Below are 19517 nucleotides of genomic sequence, written 5' to 3'. Positions count from 1 at the left end.
GGGGGTGTCTGCCGCCGCGATCGGTGCGGTGCGCCGACCGGTGGTGTCCGGAACTCGGACGGAGCGCCACGATCGGGCGAAGGCTTCTTCTCCTCCCGTTCGCGGGCGCTTTCTTGTCGGGGCCGCTCCTTAAAGTGCGGTCATGGCAATCGACGAGCGCGAACAGGCGCAACGGGTGCTGAGCTTCGCTCCCGGCCCGGCGAGGCGGATGTTCTGGCAGGGCATCGAAACCGCCGTCGTCGTGCGCACGGTCCGCGGGCTTTCGCACGGGGTCAGCGGCCGGGCAGCAGGCAGCGGCGGCCGGGCAGCAGGCAGCGGCGGCCGGGCAGCAGGCAGCGGCGGCCGGGCAGCAGGCAGCGGCGGCCGGAACCGCAGTCCCGGCCGCCGCTCTGGCCTCAGGTCAGTCTTTCACGCCGTCGACGGCGTCCTTGACCTTTTCTCCCGCTTGCTTGAGGGCGCCTTTCGCCTGCTCGGCTTTGCCCTCGGCCTGCCACTGCTCGTTCCCGGTGGCGTTGCCGAGCGCTTCCTTGGCCTTGCCCTTGAGTTCCTCGGCCTTGTGTCCGGCGGTGTCGCTCATCTCGTTACCTTCTTCTCGTCTCCGGGGAGATCTTCGTCCCGCGGCAGGAAAAGCGATCTTCGCGATGAATCCGGACTACCCGCCCGAGGCGGCGCGCAAACGGCGCCCGCGCGGTCAGCGAGGCGTTTTCGCGGCGGCGAAGTACTGGTTGGCGTCCGGGAGAAAGGACAGCACGACGCCGACCACGGCCAGCGCGGTGCTGACGTAGCCGACGACCGTGCTCTGTCCGGCCAGCAGGGAGAGCACCTGGAGCGCGGTGAGCACCGTGAGCACGATCCTCGCCCAGTTGCGGCCCGCGCGGAGCTTGAACGCGAACAGCAGGCGCAGCAACGCGATCGCGATCGCGATCACCGCTCCGACGACGATGCCGATCGTGACGGCCTGGTCGATCTGGGCGTCGGTGAGGCGTGCGGCGTTCTGCCCGTTGGCTCTTCGCATCGCGTCGGCGAGCGCGTCGCGTGCGAAGAACAAGACCACGGCTCCGACCAGGCCGACGAGCGTCGCGGCGACGAACGCCCAGAAGGCCCCCGTGATCACCCCGGGGCGCGGCGGGGCTTCGGCGGGAGGTTCGGCGGAAGGGGACGGGTAACGAGGCATCTCAGTCATGGGGAAAAGGTGGCACAGCGCGAGAAGCCCCGCAGGCCAAAGCCGAAAAATACGGTCCGGGAACCGTGCGGCGACCGGCTGTGCGCTCATTTCCCGGGATTCCGGTTTGGCCTCCGCGGTCCGCGGGTACCCGGTTGCCGGGGATCTGCCAGGAAATTGTGGCGAAATTCGCCGCCGGTACCGGCGAATCGGCTTTCCTGGCGGCGAGGGGAGCGTCCGGTGCCGAGGGTGGAGTGGACCGCGGCAGATGCGGGTATCTCCTCCGCACAGGCGCGGCACCGGCCGAGGAGGAGGTCAAGCGTGAGTGTGGACGAATTCCGGCGCAGCCGCTCGCCCGAGCGCGCCGGGCCGCCGGAGGAAACGAGCCCGAGGCTGGACTTGGCGCTGGCACAGGATTCCGCGATGCTGCGCCGGATCCGGGACCAGGCCGCGGCGTTCCTGTGCGGCCATCGCCCGCAGGTCGACGCGGACACGGTGGCCGACGTGCGCCTGGTGCTCGACGAGATGGTCTGCAACGCGATGCGGCACGCGCGCCCGCCGTCCGCGCTGGCCCTGACGCTGCGCGGGGACCGGCTGCTGATCGAGGTGTCCGATTCGCTGCCGGACCTCGCCCGCTACCGCGAAGGCTACGCGGGCGGGGGACGCGGGCTGGCCCTGATCAACGCGATCGCCGTCCGCTGGGGGCAGACGCCCCGGGAAGGCGGCAAGACCGTCTGGGCCGAGCTGGCCGTCTGACCGGATCCGCGCCCGGCCCGGAGCATGATCCGCTAGGTTGCGGCAGTGGAGATCCAAGTGGTGGAGGGGGCGCTTCGCGAGGCGCCGACCCGCGCGGTCACGGGAATGGACCGGCGGGCGTTCGGGGAGTTCGCGGGGCCGCGGGGAGAATTGGCCTCGTACGCGTTCGGCTGGACGACCGGCGCGGAGCCGCACGTCGCCCGTCTGTCGGTCGGGATCGGCGCGGGCAACCCCGGCGGCGGGACGTTTCACGCGGTCGTCTTCGTCAACGAAGACGGGCACGCGTTCTCCCTGATCGACGAGCCGTTCGAACGCGTGCCGGAAGGCGGGCCGGACCTGTCCGCGGAGCAGGCGCGCGCCCACCCGGACCTGCCGTTCGTCTGGGCGGTCGCCGATCTGGCGCTGCAGCGCGACCGGCGGGCGTGGTGGATGCTGCACTGGCTGCGGGAAACGGCCTGCGTGCAGACCGCCGAGGTTTTCGAGCGCAAGGAACCGATTCTGCACGTCCGGCACGACGGGGGCGACGGCGTCTGGCATCTCTCCGGCACTTCCGGGGCAGACCGGCGAACCGCCAAGATCGGGCATCTGCACCACGCCGTCGACGAGGAGCCGAGCCTGCTCGACGTCCTCGATCTGGCGCCCGGGAGCGGCGCGTCCCGGACAGCCGTCGGATCCTCGTGGAGCGGCCGCTTTTAGGCCGGCGGATGCGGAGGAACCCCGCGGGTCCCGGGGTTCCTCCGCGTGCGGACGGCGTCAGGAGCGAGCGAGGTACTCCGCCGCGGCCCGCAGGCTCACGTAAGAGCCGCTGAAGGTGTCGATCCGCGGCCCGGCGCCGGGGTCCGGCCCGGGCACCCCGGTCTCGACCCGGATGTAGTCCACAGTGGACAGACCGGCCAGGAACTCGCGCACCGCCGGATGCCGGTGCGCCTCCCGGGTCACCACCACGACGCTGTCCGCCGCCGAGGCCTCGGCCCGGACCCGCGAGACCTCGTCCGGGGAAACCGCGAGCGTGCGGGTGCCCGGAACCAGTTCCGCCAGATGCGCCCCCAGCCCCCAGGGCATCGGGCCGGCGGCGATGCCCGGTTCGGTCTGCACGTCCACCACCAGCGACGCGCCGGCGAGCCGAGGCGTGCCGGTGATCCGCAAGGCGGCCCGCGCGGCGGACAGGCCGAGCGAGCAGTCCACCGGCCGCACCGCCGCCGGCGCGGGGGAGGTGCCCAGCGAAGCGGTCCGGGCAGCGGCATCGGCCAGCCGCTCCACCGAAAGCCGCCCCTCGGTCACCGCCGCGACGATCGCCTCCGCGGTCCGGTCCAGCGTCTCGGCGTCGAACGCGGCGCCGCCGAGACACAGCGCGTCCGCGCCGCCCAGGAGAGCCCGGACCGAGGCCTCGCCGATTCCGTCGTGCCGTCCGTACGCGCCGGAAATCGCGCCCATCTCCAGTGCGTCGGTGATGACCGTTCCGGTGAACCCCAGTTCGCCGCGCAGCACGTCGACGAGCGCGGTCCGGTTGAACGTCGCCGGCTCCTCGCCCCATTCCCGCACGACGAGGTGCCCGGACATGACCGTCCGGACGCCCGCGTCGATCGCGGCGGCGAACGGGACCAGTTCCACTTCCCGGAGTTCGGCCGCGGTTCGCGGCAGCACCGGCAGCGAGAGGTGCGAATCCTCGGTCGCCGCGCCGTGGCCGGGGAAGTGCTTCGCGCACGCGGCGACGCCGTACTTCTGCATCCCGGTCACGAACGCCGCGACGTGCGGCGAGGCCGCGACCGGGTCCGAGCCGAACGCCCGCACGCCGATGCCCGGATCCTCCGCCGCGAGCGTGAGATCCGCGCACGGAGCGAGGTTGACCGTGACCCCGCACGCCGCCAGCCGTTCGCCGAGCGCGGCCGCGACGGACGCGGTCAGCTCCGGGTCCCCGGCCGCGCCCAACGCGAGCGGGCCGGGCACGAACGAACCCTTGCCGACGTCGAGGCGGGTGACGTCGCCGCCCTCCTCGTCGATCCCGATGACGACCCCGTCGCGCTCGGACCGCAGCGCGGACGTGAGCGCGGCGACCTGCTCGTCGTCGACCACGTTGCGGCCGAACAGGATCACGCCGCCGAGCCCCTCGGCGAGGCGGCGGCGCACCCAGTCCGGTGCCGTGGTGCCCGCGAATCCGGGCAGCAGAACGGCTTCGGCCAGTTCGCGAGGGTCGGCCACCGTCATCCCTTCACCGCCCCGGCGGTCATGCCGGACACGAGTTTCCGTTGCACGATCAGGAAGAAGATCACCGCGGGGATCGCGTAGATCACCGACGCGGCCATGACGCCGCCCCAGTCGATCGAGAACGCGGTCTTGAACGACGACAGCCACACCGGCAGGGTCTGCTTCGACTGGTCCCGCATGAACACCAGGGCGAACAGGAATTCGTTCCACGCGGTGATGAAACTGAACACCGACGTGGTCACCAGTCCCGGGCCGAGCAGCGGCAGCGTGACCCGGCGGAACGCGCCGACCCGGCTGCAGCCGTCGATCATCGCGGCCTCTTCGAGGTCATACGGGATGCCGTTGACGAACCCGTAGAGCATCCACACGGTGAACGGCAGCGACGTCGCGAAGTACACCAGCAGCAGCGACGGCAGCGTGTTCAGCAGCCCGATGTCGCGCATCAGCAGGTACATCGGGATGAACAGCGCCGAGAGCGGGGCCAGCTGCGCCACCAGGATCAGCAGCAGGAACCCCTTGCGGCCGCGGAAACGGAAGCGCGCCAGCGGGATCGCCGCGAGCACGCCCACCACGAGCGCGGCCAGCACCGCGCCGAGCGTCACGATCAGGCTGTTGCTCAGGTACGTGACGAACCCGGGCTTGGTCAGCGCCGACGCGAAGTTCGACAGCGTCGCCGAGGTCGGGATCAGGTCGTACTTGGGCGACAGCACGTCGCCCGGCGTCTTCAGCGACGTCGTGAACATCCAGTACGTCGGGAAGAGGAACAGCAGCGCCACGAGGACGCCGGCGACCGACACCAGCACCCGGGCGGGCAGGGACTTCCTCATGCGATCTCCCCGTCCTTGGTCCGGACCAGCAGCTGCACGTACCGGCCGGTGACCAGCAGGAGCAGCACCAGCATGATGGTCGCGATGGCCGCGGCGGAGCCGAAGTGGCTGCCCGCGATGCCCTTGAGGTACTGCAGGATCGCCAGCGTCGTGCTCGCGCCGTCCGGGCCGCCCTGGCGGATGGCCCACACCTGGGCGAACATGTTGAAGTCCCACAGCATCGACAGGAACGTCACCATCGTCAGGATCGGCCGGATCGCGGGCCAGCTGACCGCGCGGAACGTCTGCCACGGCCCGGCCCCGTCGATGCCCGCCGCCTCGTACTGCTCGCGCGGCACGCCGATGAGGCCCGCGTAGAGCGTGAACGCGACGAACGGCACGGCCTGCCACAGCACCAGCAGCCCGATCACCACGAGCGTGCTCGCACCGGTGGAGAACCACGAGTACCCGATGAACGAATGGAAGCCCAGCCGGTCCAGCGTCTTGTTGAGGATGCCGTACTGCTGGTCGAAGATCCACTGGAACACCGTGGTGGTGGCGATGACCGGCACCGCCCACGCGAGCACCAGCGAGACCTGCACGAAGATCCGCAGCACCGGGTGCAGATGCCGCATCAGCACCGCGATCAGCAGCGCCACGAGCAGCGTCGCGGCGACGAGCGCGCCGGTGAAGAGGACCGTGCGGAGCGCGACTGCCCAGAACTCGGGGTCGGACAGCACGTCGGTGTAGTTCTTGAAGCCGATCCACACCATCTTGCCGGTCACCAGCTCGCGCAGGTCGAGCTGGCGGAGGCTGATGCCGAGCATCTGGACGGTGGGCCAGCCGAGCAGCACCAGCACGGCGGCGAGCGCGGGCAGGATCAGCAGGTACGGCATGAGCCGTTCGCTGAACCAGCCGCTTCCTCGCTTCCGCGCCGCCCCGACGTGCGCCGATGCCGGCGGGGTCGCCCCCGCCGGCATCGGCTTGTCCTTCGTCGCGGTCATCCGCCGATGATCTTGTCGAGGGCCGTGTTCGCGTCGGCCGCGGCCTGGTCGAGGGTCTTCTTCCCGGTCAGGTAAGCGGTCAGCATGTCCTTCAGCGGGTTCTGGCCGGATTCGACCTCGCCCCACTTCGGGCTGGCCGGCATCGCGTGGCCGTTCTTCGACGCCTTCGCCATCACCGAGCCCAGCGGGTCCTTGTCGAGGGCGCTGACGTCGGTGGAGGTGCCCGGCACGTAACCGGCGGCGGCGAGCTGCGTCATGTACTTGGTGCTGGTCAGCAGCTTCAGGTAGTCCTTGGCGAGGTCCTGGTGCTTGCTGTTGAGCGGGACGACCAGGTTCGAGCCGCCGAGGAACACCGGGGCGGTCTGGGCGGGAGTCTTCGACGGGATCGGGAACGCGCCGGTCTTGGCGGTGATGCCCGGGTCGGTCTTCGCGGCGGTCGCCACCTCGTTCGGGGTGCCGATGAACATGGCGACCTTGCCCGCGCCGTAGATGCCCGCCTGCTGCGGCGTGGCCTCGTCGTTGTCCTTGGGCGCGGTGGTGCCGGAGGCGTCCACGAGCTTCTTGTAGAACTCGAGGCCCGCCTTGGCTTCCGGCGTGTCGAGCGAGGACTTGAAGGATTTGCCCTCGGCCTTCGCGATGTCGCCGCCGTTGTCCCAGATGAACGACGACAGCGCGTACCAGTTCTGGCCCGGCATGTAGAGCGGCTGGAACTGCGGGTCGCTGCCGAACTTCGTCTTCAGCTTCGCGATGTCCGCGAGCCATTCGTCGTTCGAGGCGGGCGGCTGGGTGATGCCGGCCTGCTCGAACATGTCCTTGCGGTACATCACGACGCGGTTCGCGGCGTAGAACGGCACGCCGACGGTTTTGCCGTCGTACTGGCCGGACGCCTTGAGCCCGGCGAGCCACTGCCCGCCGTTGAGGTTGTTGACGTCGCCGGAGAGGTCGGCCAGCACGCCCTGGGAGGCGAACGCGGGCGTCTGGGTGTTGCCGACCTCGATGACGTCCGGCGGGGTGTCGCTCGCCAGCGCGGTGGTCAGCTTCTGCTGGATGCCGTTCCACTGCTGGATCTGGTAGTCGACCTTGACGCCGGGGTGGGCGGCCTCGAATTCCTTGTTCAGGGCGGCGGTCAGGCCGTCCGGCGCGGAGCCGGTCATCAGCCAGACCGTCAGCTTGCCGTCCTGCGCGCCCCCAGCGCTCGAGGCGTTCTCACTCCCGCCGGAGCCGGCGCACCCGGCCGTGGCGAGCGTGATGGCGGCGGCTCCCGCCGCCAGCTTGAGCCAGCGCTTCACGTGTCTCGTCCTTTCGGTGCCCGGTCGTCGGCGACCGGGGCTGAATGACAAATGGTGTAGACCAATGTCCTGCAGAGTGGTCCGGACCACAGCCGGTGTCAAGCCGGTTGCCAAGATGTTGCGAAGACGTCGGCCGGGTTGACGCTGCGTGTCCGGGCCGTTACCGGCCCTGCGGATAAAAGTGCTGGTAGAGGGCGATTTCCGCGGTGCGGGCAAGGGTTTCCGGCGCACGGGAGTTGTTCGTGAACGGCTCGCCGGGCCGGGCGTGTCGCGCTCCGCGCGCGGATTCGCGGCGGCGCCGAGCGACCGACTTTCGGCCCTTGCGCGAACGCGGAACTCCGGATTCGCGGCAACCGCTGTCCGGTTCGGGACAGGGCGCCGCTCCGCCCCCGGATGGCTGATCACTCACTGCGACGCGTGGCGAATCGGCCGCCGACAGTGACCCGGGGTGGGTGAGTTTCATCCCGGTCGGGGCGGGTCGTACCCCCGGTGACCTCGGAAAACCTCTTGTGTACCACGCGTCACATCACTCCCAGTGGTTTACAGGCGTCCCGCGTGTCACACACACTGGGGCTCGCCCAGGTGATCCGGTGCCGATCTTGGGGAAGAGACTCGGACGGCCGGAGCGCTCCCAGGGCGGGAAAAGAAGAGGGAGTAGAGGATGACGGGCTCCGGGCGGATAGCGGCTCGGGCGGGTGCGGTCGTCGCGGCGGCAGCGGTTGCCGCGGTCGGTGCTTTGGGGCTGCTGCACGCGCCCCGGGCGGTGGCGGCGCCTGCCGAGGTGCCGGGCATGGACGTGTCCGGCCATCAGGGCAATGTGGACTGGAAAGCGGCCTGGAACGCCGGCGCGCGTTTCGCGTACGTGAAGGCGACCGAGGGAACCGGGTACCGGAACCCGTACTTCGCGCAGCAGTACAACGGTTCGTACGACGTCGGGATGATCCGCGGCGCGTACCACTTCGCCCGGCCGGACGTGTCCGACGGCGCGACGCAGGCGGACTACTTCGTGGCGCACGGCGGCGGCTGGTCCGCGGACGGCCGCACGATGCCGCCGATGCTGGACATCGAGTACAACCCGTCCGGCTCGACCTGCTTCGGCCTGTCGCAGTCGGCGATGGTGTCGTGGGTCCGGTCGTTCTCCGAGCGGGTGCACGCGAAAACGTCGCGCTGGCCGATGCTCTACACCACGACCGACTGGTGGAAGACCTGCACCGGGAACTCGGCGGCGTTCGGCGACACGCATCCGCTGTTCATCGCCCGCTACGCGCAGAGCGCGGGCCCGCTGCCCTCGGGCTGGCGGTACTACACGATCTGGCAGTACTCCGACTCCGGCAACAAGCCCGGCGACCAGGACTCGTTCAACGGCTCAATGGAGCAGCTGATCAAGCTCGCCGGGGGAGACGCCCCGAAGAGCGAGGCCCCGGCTCCGCCGAAGCCGAGCACCTCGACGAAGCCGCCGACGTCGGCTCAGCCGACCACGAGCGCGCCGCCGACCTCCGCGACGAAGACGCCGGCCAGTTCGGCCACCAGTTCGCCGGCTGCGCCGACGAAGACGAGCCCGACGACGTCCAGCAGCCCGGCGTCCTCGACGTCTTCGGCGTCTTCGGCGACCAAGCCGCCGACGTCGACCTCGTCGGCCACGCCGAAGAAGGACATCAGCGGTCTTGTCTGGGCGGGCGGCAAGCAGGCGAACCCGCCGGGGTCGCTGTCGGACGCCAAGCACGCCGACCAGCTGACCGCTCGCGTGCACGAGGTCGCGAAGGTGACGCCGAAGGCCCCGGTCGCGCAGAAGGCGACGACCAGCGAGCCGACGCAGACCTCCGCGCCGGAAACCAGCCAGCCGAAGCAGCAGGCATTGGCGAAAACCGGGGTGAGCACCCCGCGGCTCGCCGTGTTCGGCGCGGCGCTGCTGGTGTTCGGGGCGATCCTGATGACGCTGTCCCGGATGGTCGCCCGGCGCTGATCCCGGCCGGGTCCGCACTCCGCGCCCCGGAGCGCGGGCCCGGCCGTTAGGCTTCCCGGCGTGACCACCACTCGACCCGAATTGCGCGGTTTCCGCGGCGCGGTGCTCGCCGTCCGCTTCCTGACCGAACTGGCGCTGCTCGCCGGTCTCGCGGTCGCCGGAGCGCGGCTCGGCGGGAGCGTGTTCCTCGACATCCTGTCCGCGGTGCTGTGGCCGGCGCTGGCCGGGGCGATCTGGGGACTCGTGATCGCGCCGAAGGCCAAGCGGCGCGCGCCCGAGCCGACGCGGTTTTTCCTGGAGGTCGGGCTGTTCGCGGTCGCGGCGCTCGGACTGATCGCGTCCGGGCTGCTGGTCGCGGGGATCGTGCTCGGCGTGGCCGGGATCGCGGTCGCGGCGGCCGTGCGGGTGTGGGCGAAAGACGGCTGAGTTTCCCGAGCGGGGACCGGTCCCGGCGCTGACTCAGTACGGTGCGCGCATGGACTTTCGCACTGCTGCCCGGACGGTCTTCGCGCCGGTTGCGCTGCTCGCCGCGGCGACCGCGTGCTCGGGCAGCCCGGCTCCCGCGCCTCCGCCGTCGTCTTCGTCCGCGGCACCGGTCAAGGAGCAGGTGCCGGATCGGCAGCCGCACACGCTCGTGCTGAACGCGACCGGTTCCGGTTCGCTGAAACAGGTCACGTACACCTTGGACGGGGCCGCCAAGGAAACCGGGCCGGTGAAGATGCCGTGGCGGCAGTCGCTCACCGTGCCCGCGGACGGGAAACCGCACCAGTGGACGCTGGAGGTCACCTATTCCGGCGCGAGCGGCCACGTGGAGATGTATTCGGTCGTGGACGGCAAGGAGTCCGTGCTCACCGCGAGCGGCGGTTCCGGGAACGTCACCGGGTCGGCCTCGGTCGGCGGCTCCGTGCAGGGCTGACCGCCTAGACCGGGCCGGCGTCGTGGGTCCACCAGTCGATCATCGCGAAGGGTTCGCTGCCGCGGTGGGCGACCGCGAGGATTTTCGCCTGGTCGTCTGTCCACTTGAGAGAGCGTTCGCCGCTGGGCTTGAGGGTGGCGCAGGCGAGGCGTCCGGTGCGGCCGTCGCGCGAGTACGGGCGGTCGGCCGAGAAATCGGACGGCTGGTCGGTGCACGCCTTCTCGGTGGTCTGCGTGCTGTTGAACACCTGGTTCATCGTGGCGGCGTCGGGAAGCTGGTAGTAGACGACCAGTCCGGCGCCGCTGGTCTGTCCACACGCGACAGCGGCGTCCGCAGGCACCGCGCCGAGGTCTTGCCAGCGCTGGTCCGCGGACGGGCGCACGCAGTTGATCCGCGAAGCGGCCGGGATCCGTTGCAGCAGCGCGTTTTCTGCCGGGGTCGGAAACGCGGGGGAGGCCTCGCGGTTGACCTGCGCGACGATCCGGCTCAGCGGCGCGAGATGCCATTCCTCCCACCAGTTGCCGACGTACCCCGGTCCGGGCCCGGCGACGTGTCCTACGACGCGGAAGGAATCGAGGCTCCAGTCGATCGCGACGGTGCCGTCCCGGCCGGGGCGGCACAGCACCTGCCCGAGATCGACGCTCAGCCAGTCGAAGCGGGTGGTGCTCGGCACCGCGCCGGGACAAGGGGTTCCGCTCGGGGCCTTCGCGGCGGTGACGAGACTGTCGAAGCTGGTGCGCAGGGTCTGGGTGTCGGCGAAGCGGTAGTAGGACACGTCGCGCGCGCCGGTGCCGTGGGGCGTGCAGGCGATTCCGGCGATGGCGCCGGGGTAGTTGCCGAGATCCGCCGGCGCCGCGCGGCGGCACTGGTTTCCGGCGGCGATGTCGGTGAGGGCTTTTTCGTCCGCGGTCGGAAAAGCGGGCGCGCCGGTCCAGCCGACCCAGGCGGCCCGCAAAGCCGCGTCGTCGTCCGCGGAGGCCGTGGCGGTGGTGATCGAGCGGGCGGCGTCGTCCTTCCAGACCACCAAGGACCGGCCGCCTCCGACCCCGCAGAACACCCGGCCCTGAGCGGGACCGGTTGCCGGATAACGGTGTTCGGCCCACGAGGCGACGGCGCAGTCTCCCTGCCCGGGTGACTCGCCGATGCTCGACAGGGAGGCGGAGTAGGCGTCGGCGGTCTGCTTCGGGTCGGCGTACAGCGCGATCGTCGCGGCGCGGCCGGACGCGTCGTGACAGGTGATGGTCGCGGTGGCGCCGGAGACGGGCTTGTCCGCGGTCGCGCAGTCGGCCCGCAAGGCGGCGGGCACCCGGGCGAGAGTGGCGTCGTCGAGACTGGACAGCGACCCGGTGGTCAGCGAGGCGACGAGCAGCCCGGCCGCGGCGACCGCTGGGACTCCCGCGCGAAGCAGCCATCTGCGCCGCCGGTCCCAGCGCGCGGAGGCGACCAGATCCTCGATCAGCGCGGTGCACGTCGGATGCCGGTCCGCCGGATCGGTGCTGAGCGACCGGCGGAGGGCGCCCGCGCCGGGGTGACTGAGTTTGGCGTGGTGGCCCGGGGGAGCGCCGGCGAGGCATTCGCCGAGCACGCAGGCGAGCGAGTACACGTCGGCGGCCGGTCCGGCCGGTTTGCCCTGGCGTTGTTCGGGAGCGGCGTAGTCGGTCGTGCCGACGAACGCCCCGGTCGCGGTGAGCTGCGTCAGGTCGAGCTGGCGGGCGATGCCGAAGTCGCACAGGTACGCGCGGCCGTCAGCGGCGAGCAGGATGTTGCCGGGTTTGACGTCCCGATGCACGAGCCGCCGGTCGTGGGCCGGGTCGAGGGCGGCGGCGATCCCGCGCCCGATGGCGGCAGTCTCCTGGAACGACAGCGCACCGCGCTCGGCGAGCAGCCGCGCGAGGTTCGTGCCGCGCACGTACTCCATCGCGAGGTAGCCCAGGCAGCCGTCTTCGGCGAACCCGGCGTCGAGCACCGGGACGACGTTCGGGTGCACGAGGTCGCGCGCGATCCGCGTTTCGCGCTCGAAGCGGGTGCGGAATCCGGGCACCGCCATGAATTCCGGGCCGACGACCTTGAGCGCCACCGTGCGCGACCGCCCAGAAGACCTCACTCATCCCGGGGGCGCGAGAGCTGGCGGACAAGTCGGTACCGCCGCAGCCTGCCGGTGATGTCCGCCCGGTCGAGCGTCGGTCTCGGCCGCGCGCCCCTCCCCGGGTGGTGCCGGAAAGCCTGCCGAGCGCGGCGGCCGGTCCCGCTTGCGCGCGCCGCCCCGGTCGATGAGACTCCCGCTATGCCGAGCCCATACCGCGCCGAAACGGCGGAAGCGATCCAGCACGCCCGCCAGCACTCCGTCGGGGATCTGCTGCGGCGCACCGCGTTGCGCCTCCCGGACAAACTCGCGATCGTCTCCGGCGAGCGACGCGCGACCTACCGCGAGTTCGACGCGGCGGTCAACCGCTGTGCGCACCGGCTCGCCGAACGCGGCCTCGCGAAGGGCGACCGGCTCGCGCTGCTCAGCCGCAACTGCTGGGAGTACGCGGTGCTCGTGTTCGCCACGGCCAAGCTGGGCGTGGTGCTGGTGCCGGTGAACTTCATGCTCGGCGCGGAGGAAGTCGCGTACATCCTCGGCCACGCCGGAGTGTCCGGGCTGATCGCCGAAGACGCGCTGCTGGACACCGCGGCGGAGGCGTTGAAGCGCGCCGGCCGCACGGACGTCCTGCGCGGGCGGATCGGCGGCAGTGGCGGCGAATGGGAAAGCGTCGCGGACTGGATCGACCAGCCCGGAGACGAAAGCGCGCCGGCGGTGCTGGTGGCGGACGACGACCCGCTGCGGCTGATGTACACCTCCGGCACCGAATCGCGGCCGAAGGGCGTGCTGCTTTCGAGCCGGTCACTGATCGCGCAATACGTCTCGTGCGCGATCGACGGCAACATGACCGGCGACGACATCGAGGTGCATTCGCTGCCGCTGTATCACTGCGCGCAGCTGGACTGCTTCCTGTCGGTCGACGTCTACGTCGGCGCGACGAGCGTGATCCTGCCCGGCCCGGACCCGGCGGCGCTGCTGGCCGCGGTGGAACGCGAACGCGCGACGAAGCTGTTCGCCCCTCCGACGGTGTGGATCTCGCTGCTGCGGCACCCGGCGTTCGACACGACCGACCTGTCCAGCCTGCGGAAGGGCTACTACGGCGCGTCTCCGATGCCGGTCGAGGTGCTGCGCGAACTCGCGCGCCGCCTGCCGGACGTGCAGCTGTGGAACTTCTACGGCCAGACCGAAATGGCCCCGCTCGCCACGATCCTGCGCCCGCACGAACAACTCGCGAAGGCGGGTTCGGCGGGCCGCGCGTCGATCAACGTCGAGACCCGGATCGTCGACGAGGAAGGGCGCGAACTTCCGCCCGGCGAGGTCGGCGAGATCGTGCACCGCAGCCCGCACGCGACGCTCGGCTACTACGAGGACGAGGAGAAAACCGCCGCGGCCTTCGAAGGCGGCTGGTTCCACTCCGGCGACCTCGGCGTGCTCGACGAAGAGGGCTACCTGTCGGTGGTGGACCGGAAGAAGGACATGATCAAGACCGGCGGCGAGAACGTCGCGAGCCGCGAGGTCGAGGAAGCCCTGTACCTGCTCGACGGGGTCGCCGAGGTCGCGGTGTTCGGGGTCGCGCATCCGCACTGGATCGAAGCGGTCACCGCGGCGGTCGTGCCGCGCGAGGGCGTCGTGCTCACCGAGGAAGAGGTGCTGGCGCACGCGCGCGAGCACCTGGCCGGGTACAAATGCCCGAAGTACGTGGTGTTCGTGGACGCGCTGCCGAAGAACCCGAGCGGGAAGATCGTCAAGCGCGCGCTGCGGGAAGGGCACGCCGGACTGGCGCGGGGCTGACTGCCCGTGCGCGGTCGTCGGCCGTGAGGGGAACCCTGCGGGACTCTGGGTGGATTCCAGGGGTGGTTGCGACACGGGTGGTCAGCTGGATTCGGCCAGGAGTTTAGTCAAGCGTTCGGCTGGGGTGTCCCAGTCGAGTGTTTTGCGTGGGCGCCGGTTGAGTTGTGCGGCGACGGCGGCGAGGTCGTCGGCGGTGTGGAGGGACAGGTCGGTGCTTGTGGGGAAGTATTGGAGGAGCAGGCCGTTGGTGTTTTCGTCGCTGCCGCGTTGCCAGGGGCTGTGGGGGTCGCGGAAGTAGACGGGGATGCCGGTGGCGACGGTGAATTCGTGGTGGCGGCCCATTTCGCTGTCCTGGTCCCAGATCAGGGATCGTCGCAGGTGCTCGGGAAGGGTGTCGGCGAGGGCGTCGCGGACGGCGTCGGCGCCGCGGCCGTCGGGCAGGGGCGCCAGGATCGTGCAGCGGGTGGTGCGTTCGACCAGGGTGGCGATGGCGGAGGCGTTGTCCTTGCCGATGATGAGGTCGCCTTCCCAGTGGCCGGGGACGGCGCGGTCGGCGGCTTCGGCGGGCCGGTCGCTGATCATGGCCATGGGTTCGGCGAAGCGGGGCCGGCGTCGCTCGCCTGAGGCGCGGGGTTTGCGCACGGCGCGTCCGGTGCGCAGTGCGCGGTGCAGTTCGCGGCGCAGTTCGCCGGCAACGCCCGGTCCTGCGGTCGACCCCGACCATCCGGCACGACTCGACCGTGCCCACACCGTCCGCCACAAGATCAAAATAGCGGCGGCGTTCCGCCGCCAGCCTCACCTGACCCCGCGACGCCCGCTCTCTCCCGGCCACGAACATCGCAACCCCTGCGCAACTCGGGTGTTGCAAACACCACTAGGACCCCAGCAGAGCCCCTCAGGGTTCCCCTCACGAACCCGAAGATCAGGCGAGCGTCGCCCCGTAAGCGGCGAGCACCTGCGGCAGCGGCTGGAAGAAGCTGACCTGGTTGTTCCCGCCGGACAGCACGCCGTATCCGACCCCGGCGTAGAACAGCGGGCCGCCGCTGTCCCCGTCCCCGACCGGGATGTCCGTGGCGATCGTGCCGACGACCTGCTTGCCGTCGCCGAAGTTCACGGTCTGGTTGAGGCCGAGGACTTTCCCGCACGTCTTCTTCGTGGTCATGCCGCTCTTGCACACGAGCTGCCCCACCTGCGGGGTGCCCGCGCGCAGGATCCGCTGGGTGCTGCCGTCGTAGAGGTCGACCTGGCTGTGCCCGGAGCCGGACGGGTCCTCGACGCGGCCGTAATCGGTCACCGGGAAGTGGCTGTCGACGTTGCGGCCGATGTCCTTCCAATCGAGCCCGTGTTCGGTGCAGTGTCCCGCGGTGAGGAGGTACCGGACGTCCTTGACCAGGATCGCGAACCCGGCGGAGCAGTAGTACGGCTCGCGGCCGGGCCCCGGCGACACGGTGTACATCGCGTCGCCGCCGTTCACCGTCGTGGCCGCCGACGCGGGCGGGCTGGCCAGCGTGGCGGCCGCGGCCGCGGAACACAGCACTCCGGCCAGCTTGCGGCGTGAGCAGCGGAACATCGGCAGGTCCTTCCGTCCACATGAGACTGAGTACGCGCCCAGTCCAGTGCCGGGCGGGCGACGGCACAAACCGAGTCAGCCGACCGTTCCGGGATTGCGTCCGAACGGGTGACAGCAACGCTGGCCGGACAACTCTCGGCACGGCAGACTGGGCCGGGCTGCCGAACCGGCGGCGACCTGCGCGAACAGCGGCGATCTCGCGGGGAGGGGCGACGTCGGCGGCGTCTCACGATCCGGGAGGGGCGCCTCCATCGTGGTGAATTTCGTTCGGGTTCTTTACTGTCACGTCGTCAAGTAACGCTGATCTGCATAGGGAACCGTTGTCCGACATCCTGTCGCCGGGCGGCGCCAGTGTCCCGGCGGCCGCTCCGGCCTCCCGGAACCTGTGGCGCGCGCTGCGGCACGACCGCTGGGCGCAAGCCAGCGCGGTCGTCATCGTGCTGGTGATCGTCACCGCTCTGGCGGCTCCCCTGTTAGCCCTGATCGAGGGCCAGGATCCGTACACGTACCACACCGAACTGCTGAATCCGGCCGACGGCACCGGGGCCGGATTTCTCGGCGGCATCAGCGGAAGCCACTGGTTCGGCGTCGAACCGCTCACCGGACGGGACCTCTTCGCGGTCGTCGCATACGGCGCGCGGACGTCGTTCCTGATCGGGCTCGCCGCGACCGCGGTGTCGATGCTGCTGGGCGTGCTGCTCGGGGCGAGCGCCGGGTACGTCGGCGGCTGGTGGGACACGGTGGTGAGCCGGGTGACCGACGTGCTCCTCGGGTTCCCGCAGCTGATCTTCATGATCGCGCTCGGCGCGGTCGCCCCGCAGTCGATCCCGCGGCCGCTGCTGCTGATCGCGGTGATCGGCCTGTTCGGCTGGCCGCGCGTGGCCCGGGTGGTCCGCGCGCAGACGCTGAGCCTGCGCAACCGCGACTTCGTCAAGGCGGCCCGGGCGCTCGGCGCGGGCGGCGTGCACGTGTTCCGCCGCGAGTTGCTGCCGAACCTGTGGGCACCGGTCATCGTGCTGGCGACGGTGAGCATCCCGGCCAACATCGGCCTGGAGGCCGCGCTGTCGTTCCTCGGCGTCGGCATCCCGCCGCCCACCCCGAGCTGGGGCCGTTCCATCAGCGACGCGATCAACTGGGTGCAGACCGATCCGATGTTCCTCATTTTCCCCGGCGCCGCGCTGTTCCTCGCGACGCTCGCGTTCAACATGCTCGGCGACGGGCTCCGCGACGCGCTCGACCCGAAGACGGCGGTGCGCCGGTGAACCGCACCCTGCGCTTCGTGGGCATCCGCCTGCTGGGCATGCTCGGCGTCCTGCTCGTGGTCAGCTTCGGCACCTTCGCGGTGTTCTACCTGCTGCCCACCGACCCGGCGTACATGTCGTGCGGCAAACCGTGCACGCCGGAGAACCTGGCGCTGGCCCGCGAGTTCATGGGCTTCGACAAACCGTGGATCCAGCAGTACTTCGACTTCCTCGGCGGCATCTTCACCGGCCGCACGTTCGGGGCCGGCGTGACGGCGATCGTGTGCTCCGCGCCCTGCTTCGGCTACTCGTTCCAGCAGAGCGAACCGGTGCTGACGCTGATCGGCGACCGGCTGCCGGTCACGGTCTCGCTGGCCGTCGGCGCGTCGGTGATCTGGCTGATCGCGGGCGTCGCGACCGGCGTGTTCTCCGCGCTGCGCCGCGGGAAGTTCGCCGACCGGGCCGCGATGACGGTGACGCTCGCCGGGGTGTCCGCGCCCGCGTATCTGGTGGGGCTGCTGGGAATTCTGCTGTTCGGCTTCACGCTCGACGTGGTTCCGGTGAGCGGCTATGTGACGTTCGCGCAAAGCCCGGTCGACTGGGCCTGGCATCTCGTGCTGCCGTGCCTGGTCCTGGCGTTCATCAACGCCGCGGTCTACGCCCGGCTTTCGCGCGGGCAGATGCTCGAGATCATGGGCGAGGACTTCATCCGCACCGCGCGGGCGGTCGGTCTGCCGGAGCGCACCGTCATCGGGAAGTACGCACTGCGCAACGTATTGCTGCCGGTGGTGACGGTGTTCGCGGTCGACGTCGGCGCGCTGCTCGGCGGCGCGGTGATCACCGAGCGGGTGTTCGCGCTGCCCGGTCTCGGCGGGCTGCTCGTCGACGCCGTGCACCAGATCGACTTGCCGGTGCTGATGGGCGTCAGCCTGTTCGTCGCCTTCTTCGTCGTCCTCGCGAACTTCGCGGTGGACGTGCTCTACGGGGTCCTCGACCCCCGCGCTCGGCTCGGTTCGTGAGAAAGGGAACGGAAAAACCATGGATCGCAGGGACTTCCTGAAGGCGCTCGGCGTCACCGCCACGGCCACCGGGGCCGGGGCGTTCCTCGCCGCGTGCAACGCGAACGAGCAGTCCGGCGGCGGGGGAGCGGTCGCGGTGTCGTCCGGCGGGACGCTGTACATCCTCAGCGACACCACGTCGCAGCACCTCGACCCGGCGAAGAGCCAGAACCTGGCGATCACCACGATCAGCCTGATCCACCGGCGGCTCACCGCGTGGAAGACCTCCGCCGACGGCCCGGCCACCGTGGTCCCGGACCTCGCCACCGACACCGGCCGGGCGAGCGCGGACGGCAAGACCTGGACGTACACGCTCAAGGACGGCCTGAAGATGGCCAACGGCACGCCGATCACCAGTGCCGAGATCAAGTACGGCATCGAGCGGTCGTTCGATTCGGCGTTCTCCGGCGGCCTGGGCTACCACAAGACCCTGCTCGCCGGCGGCCCCGACTACAAGGGCCCGTTCAAGGGCGGCGAACTGGCTTCGATCGAGACGCCGGACCCGAAGACGATCGTGTTCCACCTGGCCCGCCCGTACGGCGACTGGCCGTGGATCGCGAGCATGCCCGCGTTCGCCCCGGTGCCCAAGGGCAAGGGCACGGACGCGACCTACGACACGAAGCCGGTCGCGTCCGGCCCGTACCAGGTCGAGTCGTACCAGAAGGGCGTGCAAGTCAAGTTCGTCCGGAACCCGAACTGGGACGCCAAGACTGACCTGGCGCGCACCGGCCTGCCGGACGCGGTCGTGATCCAGATGGGCCAGGACACCGGCGTCGTCGCCAAGCGGCTGCTGGCCAGCCAGGGCAACGACGCGTTCGCGTTCGGCTCGTCGTTCGTGAACCCGGCGCAGCTGGCGCAGATCCGCACGAACCCGGCGGCGAAGAACCAGCTCGTCACGTCGAAGTCCGGCGCGCTGGCCTACCTGGCGCTGAACACGAAACGCGGCCCGCTGGCGAATCCCAAGGTGCGCCAGGCGTTCCAGTACGCCGTGGACAAGACCGCCTACCAGGTCGCCGCCGCGGGCAGCGCGGACCTGGCCGGTCCGATCGCCACGACGCTGATCACCGAGGGCATCGCCGGACGCGAGGTGTACGACCTGTACCCGGCCCCGCCGTCCGGCGACGTCGCGAAGGCCAAGCAGCTGCTCGCCGAGGCGGGTTTCCCGAACGGCATCGACAACCTGGACTTCCCGGTGTCGACGGCGAACAACGAGGCGGACAAGGCGCAGGCGATCCAGGCCGCGCTGCAGCGCGCGGGCATCCGCACGAAGCTGCGCCCGCTCGACGACGAGGCCTGGACCACGCTGGTCACCGGCAACGACGGCAACTACGACCTGACCCTGGGTTCGTGGCAGCCGGACTTCCCGAGCGCCAACGCGAACATCGAGCCGTTGTTCGGCACGTCGGAGATCGGCAACGGCGGGTACAACGAGTCGCGCTACTCGGCGCCCGAGGTGGACGCGCTGATCGCGGAAGCGCAGGGCACGGTCGACCCGACCGCGGCCGGGAAGCTGTGGGCCAAGGCGGACAAGCGGATCATGCAGGACTCGCCGGTGGTGCCGCTGATCTACACGCGCAACTCGTTCCTGCACGGGGCGAAGGTCGGCAATTTCGCGATCGGCGCGTTCCCCGCGTACCCGAACTACCTCCAGATGGGCCTGGCGAAGTAATCCC

16 protein-coding genes and 2 pseudogenes are annotated in these 19517 nt (G+C 70.6%); 9 read left to right on the top strand and 9 right to left on the bottom strand.

The genetic code is table 11. The annotated features are described in order from the left end of the window. Positions 1 to 400: 400 nt before the first annotated feature. The gene (locus tag SSMG_RS19890; RefSeq protein WP_009078829.1) at positions 401 to 577 is read right to left on the bottom strand and encodes a CsbD family protein; all 177 of its coding nucleotides are present in this window, start codon (positions 575 to 577) and stop codon (positions 401 to 403) included. A 114-nt stretch (positions 578 to 691) separates the two neighbouring features. Beyond that, positions 692 to 1183, bottom strand: coding sequence for a hypothetical protein (locus SSMG_RS19885; RefSeq protein WP_037717560.1), 492 nt, complete (start codon positions 1181 to 1183; stop codon positions 692 to 694). Between the two features lie 300 nt (positions 1184 to 1483). Here SSMG_RS19885 and SSMG_RS19880 point away from each other — a divergent pair, with 300 nt between their 5' ends. Together SSMG_RS19880 and SSMG_RS19875 are read left to right on the top strand one after the other, a co-directional pair. Further along, a complete protein-coding gene (locus SSMG_RS19880; protein WP_100266832.1) occupies positions 1484 to 1918 on the top strand; it encodes an ATP-binding protein in 435 nt (144 codons plus the stop codon). Positions 1919 to 1963: 45 nt separating this feature from the next. After that, positions 1964 to 2614 carry a hypothetical protein gene (locus SSMG_RS19875; RefSeq protein WP_009078826.1) on the top strand — a complete coding sequence of 217 codons (651 nt, stop codon included), beginning with the start codon at positions 1964 to 1966 and terminating at the stop codon, positions 2612 to 2614. Positions 2615 to 2671: 57 nt separating this feature from the next. On the opposite strand, the gene SSMG_RS19870 is transcribed toward SSMG_RS19875, so the two are convergent. The 4 genes from SSMG_RS19870 to SSMG_RS19855 are packed head-to-tail and all read right to left on the bottom strand — an operon-like array spanning position 2672 to position 7222. Continuing rightward, positions 2672 to 4123 carry a glycoside hydrolase family 3 protein gene (locus SSMG_RS19870; protein WP_009078825.1) on the bottom strand — a complete coding sequence of 484 codons (1452 nt, stop codon included), beginning with the start codon at positions 4121 to 4123 and terminating at the stop codon, positions 2672 to 2674. Beyond that, a complete protein-coding gene (locus SSMG_RS19865; RefSeq protein WP_009078824.1) occupies positions 4120 to 4950 on the bottom strand; it encodes a carbohydrate ABC transporter permease in 831 nt (276 codons plus the stop codon). Before SSMG_RS19865 ends, SSMG_RS19870 begins: the two co-directional genes overlap by 4 nt. After that, the gene (locus SSMG_RS19860; RefSeq protein ID WP_009078823.1) at positions 4947 to 5933 is read right to left on the bottom strand and encodes a carbohydrate ABC transporter permease; all 987 of its coding nucleotides are present in this window, start codon (positions 5931 to 5933) and stop codon (positions 4947 to 4949) included. The genes SSMG_RS19865 and SSMG_RS19860 overlap by 4 nt, the downstream gene beginning before the upstream one ends. Beyond that, complete coding sequence (locus tag SSMG_RS19855; RefSeq protein WP_037714258.1) at positions 5930 to 7222, bottom strand: sugar ABC transporter substrate-binding protein; 1293 nt, start codon at positions 7220 to 7222, stop codon at positions 5930 to 5932. Before SSMG_RS19855 ends, SSMG_RS19860 begins: the two co-directional genes overlap by 4 nt. Positions 7223 to 7997: 775 nt before the next feature. Here SSMG_RS19855 and SSMG_RS47030 point away from each other — a divergent pair. The 3 genes and pseudogenes from SSMG_RS47030 to SSMG_RS19840 form a co-directional block, all read left to right on the top strand. After that, positions 7998 to 8621: pseudogene (locus SSMG_RS47030) on the top strand (lysozyme); the annotation flags it as partial. Positions 8622 to 9245: 624 nt separating this feature from the next. Further along, positions 9246 to 9611, top strand: coding sequence for a YrdB family protein (locus SSMG_RS19845; RefSeq protein ID WP_009078818.1), 366 nt, complete (start codon positions 9246 to 9248; stop codon positions 9609 to 9611). 49 nt (positions 9612 to 9660) lie between these two features. Further along, positions 9661 to 10101 (top strand): hypothetical protein, encoded by a 441-nt coding sequence (locus SSMG_RS19840; protein ID WP_009078816.1) that lies wholly within the window; start codon positions 9661 to 9663, stop codon positions 10099 to 10101. A 4-nt stretch (positions 10102 to 10105) separates the two neighbouring features. Here the strand turns inward: SSMG_RS19840 and SSMG_RS42500 are convergent, their stop codons facing one another. Beyond that, on the bottom strand, positions 10106 to 12205 hold the full coding sequence (locus SSMG_RS42500; protein WP_009078815.1) for a serine/threonine-protein kinase: 2100 nt from the start codon (positions 12203 to 12205) through the stop codon (positions 10106 to 10108). Between the two features lie 180 nt (positions 12206 to 12385). On the opposite strand from SSMG_RS42500, the gene SSMG_RS19830 reads away from it, so the two are divergent. Next, complete coding sequence (locus SSMG_RS19830; RefSeq protein ID WP_009078814.1) at positions 12386 to 13975, top strand: acyl-CoA synthetase; 1590 nt, start codon at positions 12386 to 12388, stop codon at positions 13973 to 13975. 81 nt (positions 13976 to 14056) lie between these two features. Here the strand turns inward: SSMG_RS19830 and SSMG_RS19825 are convergent. Both SSMG_RS19825 and SSMG_RS19820 read right to left on the bottom strand, forming a co-directional pair. Further along, a pseudogene (locus SSMG_RS19825) lies at positions 14057 to 14665 on the bottom strand (IS30 family transposase); the annotation flags it as partial. Between the two features lie 232 nt (positions 14666 to 14897). After that, positions 14898 to 15545, bottom strand: a complete 648-nt coding sequence (locus SSMG_RS19820) for a S1 family peptidase (protein WP_009078811.1) — start codon at positions 15543 to 15545, stop codon at positions 14898 to 14900. 320 nt (positions 15546 to 15865) lie between these two features. Between SSMG_RS19820 and SSMG_RS19815 the strand changes: the two genes are divergently transcribed. From SSMG_RS19815 to SSMG_RS19805, 3 genes are read left to right on the top strand one after another with little or no spacing between them, the layout of a single operon-like run. Continuing rightward, positions 15866 to 16807, top strand: a complete 942-nt coding sequence (locus tag SSMG_RS19815) for an ABC transporter permease (RefSeq protein ID WP_009078809.1) — start codon at positions 15866 to 15868, stop codon at positions 16805 to 16807. Beyond that, on the top strand, positions 16804 to 17805 hold the full coding sequence (locus SSMG_RS19810; RefSeq protein ID WP_009078807.1) for an ABC transporter permease: 1002 nt from the start codon (positions 16804 to 16806) through the stop codon (positions 17803 to 17805). The genes SSMG_RS19815 and SSMG_RS19810 overlap by 4 nt, the downstream gene beginning before the upstream one ends. A gap of 19 nt (positions 17806 to 17824) precedes the next feature. After that, positions 17825 to 19513 (top strand): ABC transporter substrate-binding protein, encoded by a 1689-nt coding sequence (locus SSMG_RS19805; RefSeq protein WP_037714255.1) that lies wholly within the window; start codon positions 17825 to 17827, stop codon positions 19511 to 19513. The last annotated feature ends 4 nt before the right edge of the window (positions 19514 to 19517 follow it).

It is taken from the genome of Streptomyces sp. AA4 (assembly GCF_000158875.1).
Taxonomy (GTDB): domain Bacteria; phylum Actinomycetota; class Actinomycetes; order Mycobacteriales; family Pseudonocardiaceae; genus Amycolatopsis.
Note: the sequence above shows the minus strand (reverse complement) of the source record. Positions and strands in the feature narration are given on the sequence as shown.

What these genes read in the sequence shown, in the direction of transcription:
- SSMG_RS19890 (WP_009078829.1), bottom strand. Translation starts at nt 577, where the DNA reads ATGAGCGACACCGCCGGACACAAGGCCGAGGAACTCAAGGGCAAGGCC.
- SSMG_RS19885 (WP_037717560.1), bottom strand. Translation starts at nt 1,183, where the DNA reads ATGACTGAGATGCCTCGTTACCCGTCCCCTTCCGCCGAACCTCCCGCC.
- SSMG_RS19870 (WP_009078825.1), bottom strand. Translation starts at nt 4,123, where the DNA reads ATGACGGTGGCCGACCCTCGCGAACTGGCCGAAGCCGTTCTGCTGCCC.
- SSMG_RS19865 (WP_009078824.1), bottom strand. Translation starts at nt 4,950, where the DNA reads ATGAGGAAGTCCCTGCCCGCCCGGGTGCTGGTGTCGGTCGCCGGCGTC.
- SSMG_RS19860 (WP_009078823.1), bottom strand. Translation starts at nt 5,933, where the DNA reads ATGACCGCGACGAAGGACAAGCCGATGCCGGCGGGGGCGACCCCGCCG.
- SSMG_RS19840 (WP_009078816.1), top strand. Translation starts at nt 9,661, where the DNA reads ATGGACTTTCGCACTGCTGCCCGGACGGTCTTCGCGCCGGTTGCGCTG.
- SSMG_RS19830 (WP_009078814.1), top strand. Translation starts at nt 12,386, where the DNA reads ATGCCGAGCCCATACCGCGCCGAAACGGCGGAAGCGATCCAGCACGCC.
- SSMG_RS19820 (WP_009078811.1), bottom strand. Translation starts at nt 15,545, where the DNA reads ATGTTCCGCTGCTCACGCCGCAAGCTGGCCGGAGTGCTGTGTTCCGCG.
- SSMG_RS19805 (WP_037714255.1), top strand. Translation starts at nt 17,825, where the DNA reads ATGGATCGCAGGGACTTCCTGAAGGCGCTCGGCGTCACCGCCACGGCC.